We start from the raw sequence: 16,919 nt of genomic DNA, 5'->3' as shown, positions 1-16,919 counted from the left end.
TGGGCGGGAGCCCCGGCCAGGCCCGTCAGACCTCTTCGACGCTGCTCGGCTCGCGCCGGGACAGGTCGATACCGAGCTCCTCCGCAGCGCGGAAGACGTCCTCGTCCGTGTCGCGCATCTCGATGGACATGCCGTCCGAGGACAGCACCTCCACGTTGAGGCAGAGCGACTGCATCTCCTTGATGAGCACCTTGAAGGACTCGGGGATGCCGGGCTCGGGGATGTTCTCGCCCTTGACGATGGCCTCGTAGACCTTCACGCGGCCGGTCACGTCGTCGGACTTGATCGTCAGCAGCTCCTGGAGGGCGTAGGCGGCGCCGTACGCCTCGAGCGCCCACACCTCCATCTCACCGAAGCGCTGGCCACCGAACTGGGCCTTACCACCCAGCGGCTGCTGGGTGATCATCGAGTACGGACCGGTCGAGCGGGCGTGCAGCTTGTCGTCGACCAGGTGGTGCAGCTTGAGGATGTACATGTACCCGACCGAGATCGGGTCCGGGAACGGCTCGCCGGAGCGGCCGTCGAAGAGCCGGGCCTTGCCGGACGGGAGGACCATGCGGTCGCCGTCGCGGTTCGGGATGGTGTTGCCCATCAGGCCAGCCAGCTCGTCCTCGCGGGCGCCGTCGAACACCGGGGTGGCGACGTTCGTCCGCGGGTCGACCTGGTCGGCGCCGATGCGCTGCAGGCTCTGCGCCCACTCCTCGTCGATGCCGGAGACGTCCCAGCCCTGGCTGGCGAGCCAGCCGAGGTGGATCTCCAGGACCTGTCCCGGGTTCATGCGGGACGGGACGCCGAGCGGGTTGAGGATGATGTCGACCGGGGTGCCGTCCTCCAGGAACGGCATGTCCTCGATCGGAAGGATCTTCGAGATGACGCCCTTGTTGCCGTGGCGGCCGGCGAGCTTGTCACCGTCGGTGATCTTGCGCTTCTGCGCGACGTAGACGCGGACCAGCTGGTTCACGCCGGGCGGCAGCTCGTCGCCCTCCTCGCGGTCGAAGACGCGGACGCCGATGATCTTGCCGACCTCGCCGTGCGGCACCTTCAGGGAGGTGTCGCGGACCTCGCGCGCCTTCTCACCGAAGATCGCGCGGAGCAGGCGCTCCTCAGGCGTCAGCTCGGTCTCGCCCTTGGGCGTGACCTTGCCGACGAGGATGTCGCCGGCGACGACCTCGGCACCGATGCGGATGATGCCGCGCTCGTCGAGGTCCGCGAGGACCTCCTCGGAGACGTTCGGGATGTCCCGGGTGATCTCCTCGGGGCCGAGCTTGGTGTCACGGGCGTCGACCTCGTGCTCCTCGATGTGGATCGAGGAGAGGACGTCGTCCTGCACGAGGCGCTGCGACAGGATGATCGCGTCCTCGTAGTTGTGGCCCTCCCACGGCATGAAGGCGACGAGCAGGTTCTTGCCCAGCGCCATCTCGCCTTCCTCGGTGGCCGGCCCGTCGGCGAGCACCTGGTGCTCGACGACCCGGTCGCCCTCGTTGACGACGACCTTCTGGTTGACCGACGTGCCCTGGTTGGAGCGCGAGAACTTGGCGATGCGGTACGTGGTGTACGTGCCGTCGTCGTTGGTCACCGTGACGTAGTCGGCGGAGACCTCCTGGACGACACCGGCCTTCTCGGCCTTGACGACGTCACCGGCGTCGACGGCGCAGCGGTACTCCATGCCGGTGCCGACGAGGGGGGCCTCGGCGGTGATCAGCGGCACGGCCTGGCGCATCATGTTCGCGCCCATGAGGGCGCGGTTGGCGTCGTCGTGCTCCAGGAAGGGGATCATCGCGGTCGCGACGGACACCATCTGGCGCGGGGAGACGTCCATGTAGTCGACGTCGTCGCCGGGGATGTAGTCGATCTCGCCGCCGCGGCGGCGGACCAGGACGCGGTTCTCGGTGAAGCGCATGTCCTCGGACAGGCCGGCGTTGGCCTGGGCGATGACGAAGCGGTCCTCCTCGTCGGCGGTCAGGTAGTCGACGTCGTCGGTGACGACACCGTCGATGACCTTGCGGTACGGCGTCTCGACGAAGCCGAACGCGTTGACCCGGCCGTACGAGGCCAGCGAGCCGATCAGACCGATGTTCGGGCCTTCGGGGGTCTCGATGGGACACATGCGCCCGTAGTGCGAGGGGTGCACGTCTCGGACCTCGAAGCCGGCCCGCTCACGCGACAGACCGCCGGGACCCAGCGCCGAGAGGCGACGCTTGTGCGTCAGACCCGACAGCGGGTTGTTCTGGTCCATGAACTGCGAGAGCTGGCTGGTGCCGAAGAACTCCTTGATGGAGGCGACGACCGGCCGGATGTTGATCAGGGTCTGCGGCGTGATCGCCTCGACGTCCTGGGTCGTCATCCGCTCGCGCACGACGCGCTCCATCCGGGCCAGGCCGGTGCGGACCTGGTTCTGGATGAGCTCGCCGACGTTGCGCAGACGACGGTTGCCGAAGTGGTCGATGTCGTCGGTCTCGACGACGATCTGGCGGCCGGACTCGCCGGTCGTCTCGGTCTCACCGGCGTGCAGCTTCACCAGGTACTTGATCGTGGCGATGATGTCGTCGGTGGTGAGCACGCCGGCGTTCAGCGGCTCGTCCGCGCCGAGCTTCTTGTTCACCTTGTAGCGGCCGACCTTCGCGAGGTCGTAGCGCTTGGGGTTGAAGTAGAGGTTCTCGAGCAGCGTCTGAGCGGCCTCGCGGGTCGGCGGCTCGCCCGGACGCAGCTTGCGGTAGATGTCGAGCAGCGCGTCGTCCTGGCCCTGGGTGTGGTCCTTCTCCAGGGTGGCGCGCATCGACTCGTACTGGCCGAACTCCTCCAGGATCTGCTCGGTCGTCCAACCGAGGGCCTTGAGGAGGACGGTGACGGACTGCTTGCGCTTGCGGTCGATGCGGACGCCGACCATGTCGCGCTTGTCGATCTCCAGCTCCAGCCAGGCACCACGCGAGGGGATGACCTTGGCCGAGAAGATGTCCTTGTCGGACGTCTTGTCGATGGAGGAGTCGAAGTAGACGCCCGGCGAGCGGACGAGCTGCGACACCACGACACGCTCGGTGCCGTTGATGACGAAGGTGCCCTTGTTGGTCATGAGCGGGAAGTCGCCCATGAAGACCGTCTGGGACTTGATCTCGCCGGTCTCGTTGTTCGTGAACTCGGCGGTGACGAAGAGCGGGGCCGCGTAGGTGAAGTCGCGGTCCTTGCACTCGTCGATGGAGTTCTTCGGCGGCTCGAAGCGGTGGTCGCGGAAGGTCAGCGACATCGACCCGCTGAAGTCCTCGATCGGGGAGATCTCCTCGAAGATCTCCTCCAGACCGGACTTCGTGGGGACGTCCTGCCCGTTCTCGAGAGCGGCCTCGACGCGAGCCTTCCATGCCGCGTTGCCGAGCAGCCAGTCAAAGCTCTCGGTCTGCAAGGCAAGGAGGTTCGGAACCTCAAGGGGCTCCTTGATCTTTGCAAAGGAGATGCGCAGCGGGGCGGTGCTTGCGCCGTTGTTCGAATTGGCGGTCGAGGCGTTGCGCGAGGCGGCCAAGAGGGGGTCCTTCCGAGGGCTCGGACTCACTACGCGCGTACCGGTCCCCAGCCTGCACAGCCGACGGAATCCCTGGTCAGGGCCGTATGGTCGACGATGCTCGGGCGTGGGCATGCCCCTGGTGACGGGCAGGGGGCAGCTAACAGGCAGCGCAAAGGGTCAGTGTAGCCAATGGGCTCACTGATGTCCAGAGCGGGTTTGAAGGCACCCTCTGATCCACCCTCGGATCTTGTCTCGTGTTGTCGTGCCCGTGCGTGCGGCCTGCCGGTCCTGCCCTGCGGTCCCTGCCTGCGGTCCCGTCGTACGCCCCTCGGCGGTAGGGCCATCCTGCCCTCTTCGCCACCGATCCATGCCTCGCCGCCCGGATCGGTGTGACGCGCGTCCCCCGCGTCCTGAGAATTGCGCGCCGCGTCCGGTTCGTCAAGGCCCCCGCCCCGTCGGGCCCGGCGCGGGACCCGTCTCCGGGCGACCTCCGGGCAACGACGAAGATCACCCTACTCGTCGGGGCGGACAACGCAAGACAAGCACGGGGCGGGGGGCCGTACGCCGAAGGGCGACCACCCTTACGGGTGATCGCCCTTGGCATGATGCGTGCGCACCCGTTCGGGTGCACGTGAGCTGCCGGCCCCCGCGGACGGGGGCTCAGCGGCTCAGGTGGGTCACTTGACCTCGACGGAGGCGCCGGCGCCCTTGAGGGACTCGGCGGCCTTCTCGGCGGCGTCCTTGGCGACCTTCTCGAGGACGGGCTTCGGGGCGCCGTCCACGAGGTCCTTGGCCTCCTTGAGACCCAGGGAGGTCAGCTCGCGCACGACCTTGATGACCTGGATCTTCTTGTCACCGGCGGCGGTGAGGATGACGTCGAACTCGTCCTTCTCCTCCTCGGCCTCGGCCGGGGCGCCCGGGCCGGCGGGGCCCGCGACGACGGTGGCCGCGGCGGCGGTGACGTCGAACTTCTCCTCGAAGGCCTTCACGAACTCGGAGAGCTCGATGAGGGTCATCTCCTCGAACTGCGCGAGCAGGTCTTCCTGGCTGAGCTTCGCCATGATGGCGTCCTTCCACTAATTCGGCGGGTGCCGGATGTACATGTCGGCGGGCGTACGGGGCCCGCTGCGAGCGACGCCGAATTACTCGGAGTCGGCCTCGGCGGGAGCCGGCGTACCGGCACCGCCCTGCTCGACCTTCGCGCGAAGCGCCTCCGCGGTGCGGACGAACTTCGACGGCAGGGCCTGGAAGAGCTGCGCAGTCTGGGTCTGCTTGCCCTTGAAGGCACCCGCCAGCTTGGCGAGCAGAACCTCGCGGGACTCGAGGTCCGCGAGCTTCTTGATCTCATCGGCGGTCAGCGCCTTACCGTCAAGGACACCGCCCTTGATGATGAGGTTGGGGTTGTCCTTGGCGAAGTCGCGCAGACTCTTCGCCGACTCCACCGGGTCACCGGTGATGAAGGCAACCGCCGTCGGACCAGCGAAGTGGTCGTCCAGCGAAGAGATCCCGGCCTCGTTGGCCGCGATCTTGGTCAGCGTGTTCTTCACCACGGCGTACTGGGCGTTCTCACCGAGCGAACGACGCAGCGTCTTGAGCTGCGCCACGGTGAGACCCCGGTACTCGGTCAGCACGGCGGCGTTCGAGTCGCGGAACTGGTCCGCGAGCTCGGCTACCGCGGCAGCCTTGTCGGGCCTAGCCATGAGCGTGGCCTCCTTCCGGGTGATGAGGACCGCTCAGAAGGAGGCTGGAAACGAGAAACGCCCCGGCGCGGGCGCACGGGGCTCAGCTCGACCGTTCCCCTTGCGGGGGCGGGAGCTTTCGACACGAACACCTGCGCAGGTCGTCCCGCTTCCAGCGGAATCCTTCGGCCACCGCGCCCTCATCAACGAAGAGAACACAGCAACGACCAGCGGTCTTTGGCTTCGCAATCGAGAGTACGGGACGCCCGGGCAGAACTCCAAATCCTCCCCCAGCGGGACGAAGCCCACACCCTCCGCGGGCGTCCGCCGCGGTGGACAGTACCGGGGACGGGACCGTCCGTCCGAGCCCAGCGGTGGGCCCGGACCGAGGGCTGCCACCGGCCGGGGCCGCTGGAGCCTGGTCGGATTCCGGACCCCCGGCGCGAGGAGCGTCCGGGACCGGCGGTCGGCGCGCGGCCGGTGCCGGCCTCGGCTGCCTGGGCGGCCGCCGGTGGAGCACAGGCGACGCAACGGCCGTCCGCCGGCGCGCACACCGGGGCGCGACGTCACCGCCTGCGGGCCGGGCACGCTGTGCGCGTCCCGGCGTCCGCGATGCGCTCGGGCCGAACGCTCTGCACGCCCGCCCGAGCCTTCGCGTCCGTCAGCTGGTCGCGGTCGCGTCCTCGCCGAGGAGTTCCTCGAGCTCGGCCATCTCCTCTTCCGTGGGCACTTCGTCGTTCTCCAGGGACTCGGTCACGTCCCCGATGCCCTCGAGCATCTTGGCGAGGTCGAACACGTCCTTCTCGGCCGGCGGCTGCACGTCGGCCGTCGCTCCGTAGTCGGAGTAGTACGCGTCCATGGTGATCTTCCCCGCCTTGGAGTCGATGCCGACCTTCATCCGCGTGGGATAGCCGTCCTTGTTGACCCAGACGTCCATGTCGTAGCCCTTGATGCCTGCCTTCTCGACGTTCTCGACGAGCGCCTCGCGGTCCTTCCCGCCGAGGACGTCGAGCGACTTGTTGGCGTCCAGCATCTCCTTGAACGTCAGAGTGCCCTTGTAGTGCTGGGAGTCGACGCCCTCGACCTTCTCGGGCCCGACGTGCTTCAGGTTCGGCGAGTCGAGGAGCAGGGCGAGCTGCTGGGCGGGGTCCTGGTTGATGTTCTCCAGGCCGCCCGTCTGCTGCAGCGCCGCTTCGGCGGACGGGTCCCCGGACGCCTTCGCGGCCGCCGCGAGGTCGAGCTTCATCCACCGCTTGCCGCCCATGTCGGCCGCGGCCTTGGCGCCCATGTCCATGTACATGACGTTGTCGACCATGATCACGCGGATGGACTCGGGGGCCTCCGGATCGGCCGCGAGCTCGCCGCCCTTCATCGTCACGTCCATGACGCTCGGGTCCCAGCCCTGGACCCCGGACAGCTCCATCGCCCCGCCGGCACCGGCCGCGCCCGGAATCGACATCGTCATGCGGACCTTCGAGGACTTGGCCTCGGCGACCTTCTCGTACGCCGCGGTGATCGCCTGCGCCGGCGTGCCGCCCCACTGCGCCCCCGCGGGCTTCGACGGCTTCGCGGCCTTGTCCGCCGCCGTGTCGCCGCCCTGGCAGCCCGCTGCGCCGATCATGACCGCACCCGCGGCCACCGCGACTCCCGCGCGCGTCCACAGTGTCTTGCTCATGTCCCCACCCTTGTCGTGCCGTTGCTCTCCACGGGACCGCGTTCTCTCCGCCGCCCCGCGCTTACCACCCGTCGACCAGCGCACCCGGAATCGACCCGGCCCACTCCCGTCCAAGCTTTCGCAAAGAGTAACCGCCGCCACTGACAACGCGACCGGGCCCGCCCTCCCCCGAGGGGAGAGCGGGCCCGGTTCAAGCCACTCGGTGAGCCGTCAGGCTCAGACCGCGGCCGGGTCCTCCTCGACGAGGAGGTTCCGGGTGCGGTTGGCGTCCAGCGGGATGCTGGGGCCCATCGTGGTGGTGAGGGCGGCCTTCTTGATGTAGCGGCCCTTCGACGCGGACGGCTTCAGACGCAGGATCTCGTCCAGGGCCGCGCCGTAGTTCTCCACCAGCTTGGTCTCGTCGAACGAGACCTTGCCGATGATGAAGTGGAGGTTCGCGTGGCGGTCCACGCGGAACTCGATCTTGCCGCCCTTGATGTCGTTGACGGCCTTGGCGACGTCGGGGGTGACGGTGCCGGTCTTCGGGTTCGGCATCAGACCACGCGGACCGAGCACGCGGCCGAGGCGGCCGACCTTGCCCATGAGGTCCGGGGTGGCGACGACGGCGTCGAAGTCCAGGCGGCCCTTGGCGACCTCGTCGATCAGCTCGTCGGAGCCGACGATGTCGGCGCCCGCGGCCTGCGCGGCCTCTGCACGGTCACCGGTCGCGAAGACCAGGACCCGGGCGGTCTTGCCGGTGCCGTGCGGGAGGTTCACGGTGCCACGGACCATCTGGTCGGCCTTGCGCGGGTCGACACCCAGGCGGAAGGCGACCTCGACGGTGCCGTCGAACTTGATCGTGGAGGTCTCCTTGGCGAGACGGACGGCCTCGAGCGGGGCGTAGTTGCGCTCCCGGTCGATCTTCTCGTCCGCAGCGCGGAAGTTCTTGCTGCGCTTCACTTCTGCTCCTGTTGGTCTTGAGCGTGGAGTCGTGGTGCGGGCCGGCGCATGGCCCTACCACTGGGGGTGTGGTGCGAGGGGGCTGGTACTCAGCCCTCGACCGTGATGCCCATGGAACGGGCGGTGCCAGCGATGATCTTCGACGCGGCGTCGAGGTCGTTGGCGTTCAGGTCGGGGAGCTTCGTGGTGGCGATCTCGCGGACCTGGTCGGCCGTGATCTTGGCGACCTTGGTCTTGTGCGGCTCGCCGGAGCCCTTCTCCACGCCCGCGGCCTTGAGGATCATCTTCGCGGCCGGCGGAGTCTTGGTGATGAAGGTGAAGGAGCGGTCCTCGTAGACCGTGATCTCCACCGGGATCACCCAGCCACGCTGCGACTCGGTCGCCGCGTTGTAGGCCTTGCAGAACTCCATGATGTTCACGCCGTGCTGGCCGAGCGCGGGGCCGACCGGCGGGGCCGGGTTCGCCGCACCGGCGTTGATCTGGAGCTTGATGAGCCCCGTGACCTTCTTCTTCTTGGGAGGCATTGCTCTCTCCGGGTCCTTGAGAGTGTTTCGCCGCCGAACGGTTCATCCGGACGGAGGCATACCGCACAACGATAACGGGTATAGCTGTGCGACCAAAAACCGAGCAGGTCAGCGCGGCTGTGAGGCCCCGCCGACCTGCTCGGAAGGTATGGGTCCGGTGAGGTCCGGACGGATCGTCAGTTCTTCTGGATCTGGTCGAAGCTCAGCTCGACCGGGGTCTCGCGGCCGAAGATCTCGACGAGGCCCTTGACCTTCTTGGAGTCGGCGTTGATCTCGTTGATCGTGGCCTGGAGGGTCGCGAAGGGGCCGTCGGTGACGGTGACGGAGTCGCCCACCTCGAAGTCGAGCACCTGGACCTCGACCTTGCGGGACGGCGCCGGCCGGCCCTCGGCCTCGGCGGCCTCGCGCTCGGCCTTCTCCTTGGCCTCGGGGGCGAGCATCTTGACGATCTCGTCCAGCGTCAGCGGGTACGGGTCGTAGGCGTTGCCCACGAAGCCGGTGACACCGGGGGTGTTGCGGACGACGCCCCAGGACTCGTTCGTCAGGTCCATGCGGACCAGGACGTAGCCGGGGAGCTTGTTCTGGCGGACGTTCTTCCGCTCGCCGTTCTTGATCTGGACGATTTCCTCCTCAGGCACCTCGGCCTGATAGATGAACTCCTCCACGTTCAGCGAGACGGCGCGCTGCTCCAGGTTGGCCTTCACGCGCTTCTCGTAGCCGGCGTAGGTGTGGATGACGTACCACTCGCCGGGCAGGAAGCGCAGCTCCTGGCGGAGGGCCTCGACGGGGTCGACCGGCTCCTCGGGCTCCTCGGCGGCGGCCTCCGTCGCCTCGTCGACCACGGCCTCTGCGGCGGCGGCGCTCACCTCGGCGTCGGTGCCGGCCTCATCGGCGGCCTCGACCTCGGCGTCGGCCTCCGCGTCGATCAGGTCGTCGGTCTCGGCGAGGTCCGCCTCGACCTCGGCGACCGCCTCGGCAGCGGGCTCCTGGTGGATCGCAGCCTCCTCGGCCGGCTCGCCCGCCGCGGCGTCGGCGCGCTCGGCCTGGTCAGGCTCGACAGCGTCCGCCGCCTCGACGATGTCGCGCTCGTCCGCAACGGACTCGTTCTGGTTCGGGTCAGACACGGTGGCTGCTTCTTCCTAGGTACAGGGGTGGAACATGCGAAAAAGGCGCCCGGAGACCAGGCGCCCTGTCGCGTGGATCAGCCGAAGACGTACTTGACGGCTTCCTGGAATCCGAAGTCAATCACAGTCACCAGCGCGATCATGATGACTACGAAGATGATCACGACGGTGGTGTACGTGGTGAGCTGGTTGCGCGTGGGCCAGACGACCTTGCGCAGCTCGGCGACGATCTGGCGGTAGAAGACCGCGAGACGGCCGAAGGGGCCCTTCTTGCCGCGCTTGCCGCCGCGCTTCGTCTTCTTGGACGCCGCCGACTCGGCCGCCTCGTCCTCGGCATCAGGCTTGTCGATGGAGCCCAGGGCGTCCGTCACGCGTCCTCACCTGATTCCGGGTCGTGGCCGTGCCGCGCCCGGTCGAGCCGCACGGCGATTCATCGAGATACGTACATGCGTCACACATCCTGGCGAAGGTGTGTGTAGCAGGGCCGGAGGGACTTGAACCCCCAACCGCTGGTTTTGGAGACCAGTGCTCTACCAATTGAGCTACGACCCTTTGTGGTTCCCACCAACGTACCGCATCCCTCCCGGTGCATTCCCGGGGTGCGAGGTGCGGGCTGGTGAGGGCCAACGACAGGTGAGTGTACGTGGTTCCGCTCCCGCCGTCGAACACATAGCGCGGGAAGATCGCGAAAGTTCCACCGAGCGTCCGCGCGGACGTGCGGTGGACGCGAGGTGAAACCCGTGTGCGGGGCTTCTCCGGGGTCTGGGACCATGGGCCGCATGAGCGCTGCCACTCCTCCGACCGAGCGCCGGGTCTCCGCCCGCATCGGTGCGATCTCCGAGTCCGCCACCCTCGCCGTCGACGCGAAGGCCAAGGCCCTCAAGGCCGCCGGCCGTCCCGTGATCGGCTTCGGCGCGGGCGAGCCCGACTTCCCGACGCCCGGCTACATCGTCGAGGCCGCCGTCGAGGCCTGCAGTAACCCCAAGTACCACCGCTACACGCCGGCCGGCGGGCTCCCGGAGCTCAAGGCCGCGATCGCCGCCAAGACGCTGCGCGACTCGGGCTACGAGATCGACGCCTCCCAGGTGCTCGTCACCAACGGCGGCAAGCAGGCCATCTACGGCGCGTTCGCCACCATCCTCGACCCCGGCGACGAGGTCATCGTCCCGACGCCGTACTGGACCACGTACCCCGAGTCGATCCAGCTCGCCGGCGGCGTCCCGGTCGACGTCGTGGCGGACGAGACCACCGGCTACCGGGTGACCGTCGAGCAGCTGGAGGCCGCGCGCACCGAGCGCACCAAGGTGCTGCTCTTCGTCTCCCCGTCGAACCCCACCGGCGCGGTCTACACCCGCGAGCAGGTCGAGGAGATCGGCCGCTGGGCCGCCGAGCACGGCCTGTGGGTGCTCACCGACGAGATCTACGAGCACCTGGTCTACGGCGACGCCGAGTTCGTCTCGCTGCCGGTGGCCGTGCCCGCGCTGCGCGACAAGTGCATCGTCGTGAACGGCGTGGCGAAGACGTACGCGATGACCGGCTGGCGGGTCGGGTGGATCGTCGGTCCCCACGACGTCGTCAAGGCGGCGACGAACCTCCAGTCGCACGCCACCTCGAACGTGAGCAACGTGGCCCAGGCCGCGGCCCTCGCGGCGGTCTCCGGCGACCTGTCGGCCGTCGACGAGATGAAGACGGCGTTCGACCGCCGCCGCCAGACCATGGTGCGGATGCTCAACGAGATCGAGGGCGTGCTCTGCCCGGTCCCCGAGGGCGCGTTCTACGCGTACCCGTCGGTCAAGGGCCTGCTCGGCAAGGAGATCCGCGGCCGTCGCCCCGAGACGTCGGTGGAGCTCGCGGAGCTGATCCTGGAGGAGGTCGAGGTCGCGGTGGTGCCCGGCGAGGCCTTCGGGACCCCCGGTTACCTGCGGCTGTCGTACGCCCTGGGCGACGAGGACCTCGTCGAGGGCGTCTCCCGCATCCAGAAGCTGCTGGCCGAGGCGCGCTGACGGCTGGTGTTGCGGGCGGGCCTCCGGACGATCGTCCGGAGGCCCACTTTTTCGTTCCCCTGTTCGAGCAACCCCTCGTAAGGGGATGCGGCTACCAGGTCGTCACCCGCGTACGGCAGGATCTGACGATGGAGCGTGTACGAGACCTGCGACTGCTGCCCAAGGCCCATCTGCATCTGCACTTCACCGGGTCGATGCGGCCCGGGACCCTCCTGGAGCTCGCCGACAAGTACGGCGTGCACCTGCCGGAGGCCCTCAAGGGCGGCGCCCCGCCGAAGCTGCGGGCCACCGACGAGCGCGGCTGGTTCCGCTTCCAGCGGCTGTACGACATGGCCCGCTCCTGCCTGCGCGAGCCCGAGGACATCCAGCGGCTCGTCCGCGAGGCCGCCGAGGAGGACGTGCGGGACGGCTCCGGCTGGCTGGAGATCCAGGTCGACCCGACCTCCTACGCGCCCCGCCTCGGCGGTCTGCTGCCGGCGATGGAGATCATCCTGGACGCGGTCGACAGCGCCTCCAGGGAGACCGGTCTCGGGATACGCGTCCTGGTGGCCGCCAACCGCATGAAGCACCCCCTGGACGCGCGGACGCTGGCGAGGATCGCCGTCCGCCACGCCGACCGCGGGGTGGTCGGTTTCGGGCTCTCCAACGACGAACGGCGCGGCATGGCACGCGACTTCGACCGCGCCTTCGCCATCGCCCGCGAGGGCGGGCTGCTCGCCGCCCCGCACGGGGGCGAGCTCAGCGGGCCGTCCTCCGTGCGCGACTGCCTCGACGACCTGGACGCGTCCCGCATCGGGCACGGCGTCCGCGCGGCGGAGGACCCGCGGCTCCTGCGCCGGCTCGCCGAGAGCGGCGTCACCTGCGAGGTGTGCCCGGCCTCGAACGTCGCCCTGGGGGTCTACGAGCGCCCCGAGGACGTGCCGCTGCGCACCCTCTTCGACGCGGGCGTGCCGATGGCCCTGGGCGCCGACGACCCGCTGCTCTTCGGGTCCCGCCTCGCCGCGCAGTACGAGATCGCGCGCGAGCACCACGCGTTCACCGACGAGGAGCTGGCGGAGCTCGCCCGGCAGTCCGTGCGGGCCTCGGCGGCGCCGGTGGACGAGCGGGCGAAGCTGCTCGCGGGGATCGACGACTGGCTGTTGACGTGACGGTGCGGCGGGCGGGTGGCGTTCCCGCACGGCGGGCTGCCGGCGTGCCTGTGCGGCGGGCTACAGCGCGACGCCGACCGTCACCGGCTCGTTGACCAGCGTCACCCCGAAGGCCGCGTGGACGCCCGCCACGACCTCGCGGGCCAGGGTCAGGAGGTCCTCCGTGGTGGCGTTCCCTCGGTTGGTGAGGGCGAGCGTGTGCTTGGTGGAGATGCGGGCCGGGCCGCTCCCGTAGCCCTTGCCGAAGCCCGCGCGGTCGATCAGCCAGGCGGCGGAGGTCTTGACGCGGCCGTCGCCGGTCGGGAAGGCGGGCGGAGCGGTCTCCGGGCCGAGGCGGTCGTGGACGCGGGCCAGGAACGCGTCGTAGGCGGCCTGGTCGAGCACGGGGTTGGTGAAGAACGAACCCGCCGACCACGTGTCGTGGTCCGCCGCGTCCAGGACCATGCCCTTGCCCGCGCGCAGTTCCAGGACCGTCTCCCGCGCCTGTCGGGCGGGAACCCGCTCACCCGGTTCCACGCCGAGCGCCCGCGCGGTCTCCGCGTACTTCAGGGGCGCGCTCAGCCCGTCCGCGTCCTCCAGCTCGAACCGCACCCGGAGCACCACGTACCGCTCCGGGTGCTCCTTGAACGCGCTGTGCCGGTAGGAGAACGCGCACTCCTCGTTCTTCAGGGTCACGGTCTCCCGGGTGGTCCGGTCGTACGCGACCACCTCGGTGATCGTGCTCGACACCTCCTGGCCGTAGGCGCCGACGTTCTGGATCGGCGTCGCACCCGCCGATCCCGGGATGCCCGCCAGGCACTCGATCCCCGCCAGCCCCGCGTCCACGGTGCGGGCGACCGCGTCCGACCAGTTCTCGCCCGCGGCCAGTTCCAGACGGGTGCCGTCGAGGTGGAAGCCCCGGGTCGCGATCCGCAGCGCGGTGCCTTGGAATCCGCGGTCCGCGATCACCAGGTTCGAGCCGCCGCCGATGATCAGCAGCGGCGTCCCTTCCGCGTCCGCCGTGGCGACGGCGTCGATCACCTCGTCATCGGTCGTCGCCGTCACCAGCCGGGTCGCGGGCCCACCGAGGCGGAACGTGGTCAGGGGGGCGAGGGGAGCGTCGTGGAGTTCCTGCACGGGGTCCAGCGTACGAGAGGGGCGGCGCGGGACGCGTACCACCTGCGAGGGCGTGCGCCGACGGGTTGCCGCGTACGTCGGGGCGGGGTGGTGCGGCGCGCCTGCCCGCAGCGGCGAAGCCTCCCTGCGGGCAGGCCCCGCCGCGGCGTCGGGTGCTCACTCGGCCTCGTCGAGCTGACGTGTCGCCTCACCCCAGCTCAGGGGCAGCGCGTCCGCAGGGGCGGACCAGTGCGTGAAGGCGGACGCCCGCATGAGGGGAGCGAGCCGCCGCGCGGTGGCGCGGTGCGTACCGCTGCCCGCGAAGCGGTGGAGCGCGTCCCGCGACTCCCAGACGGACAGGGTCAGGAAGGTGCGGCGGAACGGTCGGGCGCGCAGGGCCGCACCGTGCGCACCCGGCGCGGACCGGAGCTGGCGCAGGATGCCGGGCGTACCGAGCAGGAACCGCAGCGCGCCGGTCAGCGTGCGGGTCTCGAACCGCGAGGCCATGACGTACAGCTCGGCCTCGGGGTCGGGGCGGTGCGGGGTGAACCAGGGGACGTCGGGCACGGGATTCTCCTCGGGAGTGGTGGGCGGGTGCTCAGACCGCGGCCAGGACCGGCGGCTCGTCCGGCACGGCGGCGGCCTCCCGCGCCCCGCGGCGCGGAATGAGCAGCGCCACCACCGCGGCGACCGCGACCGTCCCCGCCCCGACCCACAGCGCGGGGACGGTGCCGTCGGTAAAGGAGTCGGGCGTGCCGTACCCGCCCTGCGCGGCGAAGATCGCTCCCAGGACAGCGACCCCGAGCGCTCCCCCGACCTCCCGCAGCGCGTTGTTCGCCCCGGACGCGATCCCCTGCTCGGCCGTACGCACGCTGGACATGACCACGTTCGCGGCCGGTGCGAAGTACAGCCCCATGCCGATGCCGGAGACGACCAGCGCGGGCAGCTGCGCAGCGTAGGAGACCGCCGGATCGAGGATCAGGGCGTACCAGGCGAGCCCGACGGCCTGGAGGGCGAGCCCGGCGACGACCACCGGCCGGCCGCCGATGCGGTCCGAGAGGTACCCGGCGATCGGGGCGACGATCAGCGGCATGCCCGTCCAGGGCAGCATCCGCAGCCCCGCCTCGGTGGGCGAGTGCCCGAGCACGCTCTGCAGGAACTGGCTGAGCAGGAAGATCGACCCGAACATGCCGAGGAACATCAGCAGGCTCGCGATGTTGATCCCGAAGAAGCCGCGGTCGTGGAAGAGGCGCATGGGAAGCATGGGCCGCTCCGCGCGGTAGCCGTGCCGTACGAAGGCCGCGAGCAGCGCCGTGCCGACGACGAGGCCGCCGAGGATCGGCGCCGCGGTCCACCCGTCGCTCTCGCCGTTGACCAGCGCGTAGACGACGCCGAAGAGCCCGAGGCTGACGAGCAGGGTGCCGGGGACGTCCAGGCGCGCGTCCGGGGCGTGCGACTCCCTCAGGCGCAGCCGCGCGAGCGGCAGGAGGGCGAGGCCGACGGGGACGTTGAGCCAGAAGATCCACTGCCAGGAGAAGTGCTCGGTGAGGCTGCCGCCGATCAGCGGCCCGCTGGCGACGGCGAGACCGGTCACCGCGCCGAAGACGCCGAGCGCGGCGCCGCGGCGGGCCGCCGGGACGGCCGCCGTGAGCAGGGTGAGGGTGAGCGGCATCATGATCGCCGCTCCGACGCCCTGGACGGCGCGGGCCGCCACCAGGGAGCCGATGCCGGGCGCGAGCGCGGCGGCCGCCGACGAGGCGGTGAAGACCAGCAGGCCCAGGTTGAACAGCCGCCGGCGCCCGAACCGGTCCCCCAGGGCCGCGCCGAGCATGAGGAGGACGGCGAACGTCAGCGTGTAGGCGTTGACGGTCCACTGGAGGTCCGCCAGGCCGCCGCCGAGGTCGTCGTGGATGGACGGGAGGGCGGTGGTGACGACGAGGTTGTCGAGTGCCGCCATGAAGCCGGCGACGCTGGTGATGATCAGCGCCCAGACGGCGCTGCGGCCGTCCGCTGTTCGCGTTTTCATGACTCTCCCTGCTCGTTAGTTATCAACCACTAATTTCGCTGGACATGAAGCGGTACGAACTCGTTGCGGTGGGTCGTTCAGGCTCCGGGCGGCTGGGTGTGTTCGAAACCCGCCCACAGCCGGTGCCCCGACGGGAAGCCGAGCGAGGCCAGGACGTTGATCAGCATCCCGTAGGCCATGAAGGTGGTCGTCTCGCCCTGCTCCCCGCCCAGCGCCTCGTGGATCGCGTCCCACAGGCGCTCCCAGGACGCGCGGATCGGGTCGCCGAACGCCACGTCCCCCGCGGCGGCCGCCGACGCCACCGCGACGTTCGTCTGCATCTGCATCAGGAGCATGTCCGGGTTGTGCTCGAGCAGCTCCCGGTACGCCTCGCCGCACGCCTCGAAGGCGGTGCCGGCGCTCCGGTTCCGCGCCGCCTCGACCATGACGCGGGCGGTCTCGTCGGCGCAGCGGACGGCGGCTGCCAGAAAGATGGCGCGCTTGTCGGGGAAGAGCCGGAAGAGGTACGGCTGCGAGACGCCCACCCTTTTGGCGATCGCCTCGGTGGACGTGCCGTGGTAGCCGCCGCGGGCGAACTCGATCATCGCCGCGCGGACGACGCTTTCACGCCGCTCCTCTGCGCTCATCCTGACCATGCCTTTAAGTTAGTGGCCACTTACTAACTTGGTCAAGGGCTTTCCACCCGCGGATCGCGCTCCTGGAGGCAGCGGTAAGGGGCGATCTCCAGAGAGACCGCCCCTTACCTCGTCCGTCGCCGACCGCCCCGGATCAGCCGAGCCGGACCACCGCGCGGGCCATGCCCAGCACCTTCTTACCGTCCGAGACGGCCGTCAGGTCGACGCGCACCAGGTCGTCGTCCAGCTTCGCCGCCACCTTCGCGCTGACCTCGATCAGCGCCCCCCGGTCGTCGTCCGGCACGACGACCGGCTTCGTGAAGCGCACGCCGTACTCGACGACGGCCCCCGGGTCGCCGGCCCAGTCGGTGACCACCCGGATCGCCTCGGCCATGGTGAACATGCCGTGCGCGATCACGTCCGGCAGCCCGACGGCCCGGGCGAACCGCTCGTTCCAGTGGATCGGGTTGAAGTCGCCCGACGCGCCCGCGTACCGCACGAGCGTGGCGCGCGTCACCGGGAAGCTCTGCGCGGGGAGCTCCGTGCCGACCTCCACGTCCGCGTACGGGACCTTCGCGCGGGAAATCGTCGCCGTCATC

Annotated in this window: 15 protein-coding genes and 1 tRNA gene; 2 read left to right on the top strand and 14 right to left on the bottom strand. The window is 69.9% G+C overall.

What is annotated here, in order from left to right; translation table 11 throughout:
- Positions 1-25: 25 nt before the first annotated feature.
- From rpoB to ACFWEG_RS00470, 9 genes are all read right to left on the bottom strand, one after another.
- Entirely contained in the window at positions 26-3,511 is a 3,486-nt protein-coding gene (rpoB, locus tag ACFWEG_RS00510) for a DNA-directed RNA polymerase subunit beta (protein WP_387207515.1), read from the bottom strand.
- A gap of 659 nt (positions 3,512-4,170) precedes the next feature.
- Entirely contained in the window at positions 4,171-4,554 is a 384-nt protein-coding gene (gene rplL / locus ACFWEG_RS00505; RefSeq protein WP_387207513.1) for a 50S ribosomal protein L7/L12, read from the bottom strand.
- An 81-nt stretch (positions 4,555-4,635) separates the two neighbouring features.
- Entirely contained in the window at positions 4,636-5,193 is a 558-nt protein-coding gene (rplJ, locus tag ACFWEG_RS00500) for a 50S ribosomal protein L10 (protein WP_387207511.1), read from the bottom strand.
- 640 nt (positions 5,194-5,833) lie between these two features.
- Positions 5,834-6,847, bottom strand: coding sequence for a hypothetical protein (locus ACFWEG_RS00495; protein WP_387207509.1), 1,014 nt, complete (start codon positions 6,845-6,847; stop codon positions 5,834-5,836).
- 216 nt (positions 6,848-7,063) lie between these two features.
- Positions 7,064-7,786: a 50S ribosomal protein L1 gene (gene rplA, locus ACFWEG_RS00490; RefSeq protein WP_387207507.1), complete on the bottom strand. Its 723-nt coding sequence runs from the start codon at positions 7,784-7,786 to the stop codon at positions 7,064-7,066.
- 89 nt (positions 7,787-7,875) lie between these two features.
- Entirely contained in the window at positions 7,876-8,310 is a 435-nt protein-coding gene (gene rplK, locus ACFWEG_RS00485; protein ID WP_387207505.1) for a 50S ribosomal protein L11, read from the bottom strand.
- A 176-nt stretch (positions 8,311-8,486) separates the two neighbouring features.
- On the bottom strand, positions 8,487-9,434 hold the full coding sequence (gene nusG, locus ACFWEG_RS00480) for a transcription termination/antitermination protein NusG (RefSeq protein ID WP_387207503.1): 948 nt from the start codon (positions 9,432-9,434) through the stop codon (positions 8,487-8,489).
- A 77-nt stretch (positions 9,435-9,511) separates the two neighbouring features.
- Entirely contained in the window at positions 9,512-9,805 is a 294-nt protein-coding gene (gene secE / locus ACFWEG_RS00475) for a preprotein translocase subunit SecE (protein WP_387207501.1), read from the bottom strand.
- Between the two features lie 108 nt (positions 9,806-9,913).
- Positions 9,914-9,986 (bottom strand) — tRNA-Trp (locus ACFWEG_RS00470).
- A 227-nt stretch (positions 9,987-10,213) separates the two neighbouring features.
- On the opposite strand from ACFWEG_RS00470, the gene ACFWEG_RS00465 reads away from it, so the two are divergent.
- On the top strand, positions 10,214-11,437 hold the full coding sequence (locus ACFWEG_RS00465) for a pyridoxal phosphate-dependent aminotransferase (RefSeq protein WP_387207499.1): 1,224 nt from the start codon (positions 10,214-10,216) through the stop codon (positions 11,435-11,437).
- A gap of 128 nt (positions 11,438-11,565) precedes the next feature.
- Positions 11,566-12,585: an adenosine deaminase gene (locus ACFWEG_RS00460; protein ID WP_387207497.1), complete on the top strand. Its 1,020-nt coding sequence runs from the start codon at positions 11,566-11,568 to the stop codon at positions 12,583-12,585.
- Between the two features lie 60 nt (positions 12,586-12,645).
- On the opposite strand, the gene ACFWEG_RS00455 is transcribed toward ACFWEG_RS00460, so the two are convergent.
- The 5 genes from ACFWEG_RS00455 to ACFWEG_RS00435 all read right to left on the bottom strand — a co-directional run bounded on the left by ACFWEG_RS00455 (position 12,646) and on the right by ACFWEG_RS00435 (position 16,918).
- Positions 12,646-13,701, bottom strand: a complete 1,056-nt coding sequence (locus ACFWEG_RS00455) for a UDP-N-acetylmuramate dehydrogenase (protein ID WP_387207495.1) — start codon at positions 13,699-13,701, stop codon at positions 12,646-12,648.
- A gap of 156 nt (positions 13,702-13,857) precedes the next feature.
- Positions 13,858-14,247: a DUF3291 domain-containing protein gene (locus ACFWEG_RS00450; protein WP_387207493.1), complete on the bottom strand. Its 390-nt coding sequence runs from the start codon at positions 14,245-14,247 to the stop codon at positions 13,858-13,860.
- Positions 14,248-14,278: 31 nt separating this feature from the next.
- Positions 14,279-15,706, bottom strand: a complete 1,428-nt coding sequence (locus tag ACFWEG_RS00445; protein WP_387207491.1) for an MFS transporter — start codon at positions 15,704-15,706, stop codon at positions 14,279-14,281.
- 77 nt (positions 15,707-15,783) lie between these two features.
- Positions 15,784-16,341: a TetR/AcrR family transcriptional regulator gene (locus tag ACFWEG_RS00440; protein WP_387207489.1), complete on the bottom strand. Its 558-nt coding sequence runs from the start codon at positions 16,339-16,341 to the stop codon at positions 15,784-15,786.
- Positions 16,342-16,474: 133 nt separating this feature from the next.
- Positions 16,475-16,918, bottom strand: coding sequence for a MaoC family dehydratase (locus tag ACFWEG_RS00435; RefSeq protein WP_387207487.1), 444 nt, complete (start codon positions 16,916-16,918; stop codon positions 16,475-16,477).
- Position 16,919: the final 1 nt, after the last annotated feature.

The sequence above is a fragment of the Streptomyces sp. NPDC060194 genome (genome assembly GCF_042728285.1).
GTDB lineage: Bacteria > Actinomycetota > Actinomycetes > Streptomycetales > Streptomycetaceae > Streptomyces.
Note: the sequence above shows the minus strand (reverse complement) of the source record. Positions and strands in the feature narration are given on the sequence as shown.

Coding starts and splice junctions, on each gene's coding strand:
- rplL (WP_387207513.1), bottom strand. CDS start 4,554: ATGGCGAAGCTCAGCCAGGAAGACCTGCTCGCGCAGTTCGAGGAGATG.
- rplJ (WP_387207511.1), bottom strand. CDS start 5,193: ATGGCTAGGCCCGACAAGGCTGCCGCGGTAGCCGAGCTCGCGGACCAG.
- ACFWEG_RS00495 (WP_387207509.1), bottom strand. CDS start 6,847: ATGAGCAAGACACTGTGGACGCGCGCGGGAGTCGCGGTGGCCGCGGGT.
- rplK (WP_387207505.1), bottom strand. CDS start 8,310: ATGCCTCCCAAGAAGAAGAAGGTCACGGGGCTCATCAAGCTCCAGATC.
- ACFWEG_RS00465 (WP_387207499.1), top strand. CDS start 10,214: ATGAGCGCTGCCACTCCTCCGACCGAGCGCCGGGTCTCCGCCCGCATC.
- ACFWEG_RS00460 (WP_387207497.1), top strand. CDS start 11,566: ATGGAGCGTGTACGAGACCTGCGACTGCTGCCCAAGGCCCATCTGCAT.
- ACFWEG_RS00445 (WP_387207491.1), bottom strand. CDS start 15,706: ATGAAAACGCGAACAGCGGACGGCCGCAGCGCCGTCTGGGCGCTGATC.
- ACFWEG_RS00440 (WP_387207489.1), bottom strand. CDS start 16,341: ATGGTCAGGATGAGCGCAGAGGAGCGGCGTGAAAGCGTCGTCCGCGCG.
- ACFWEG_RS00435 (WP_387207487.1), bottom strand. CDS start 16,918: ATGACGGCGACGATTTCCCGCGCGAAGGTCCCGTACGCGGACGTGGAG.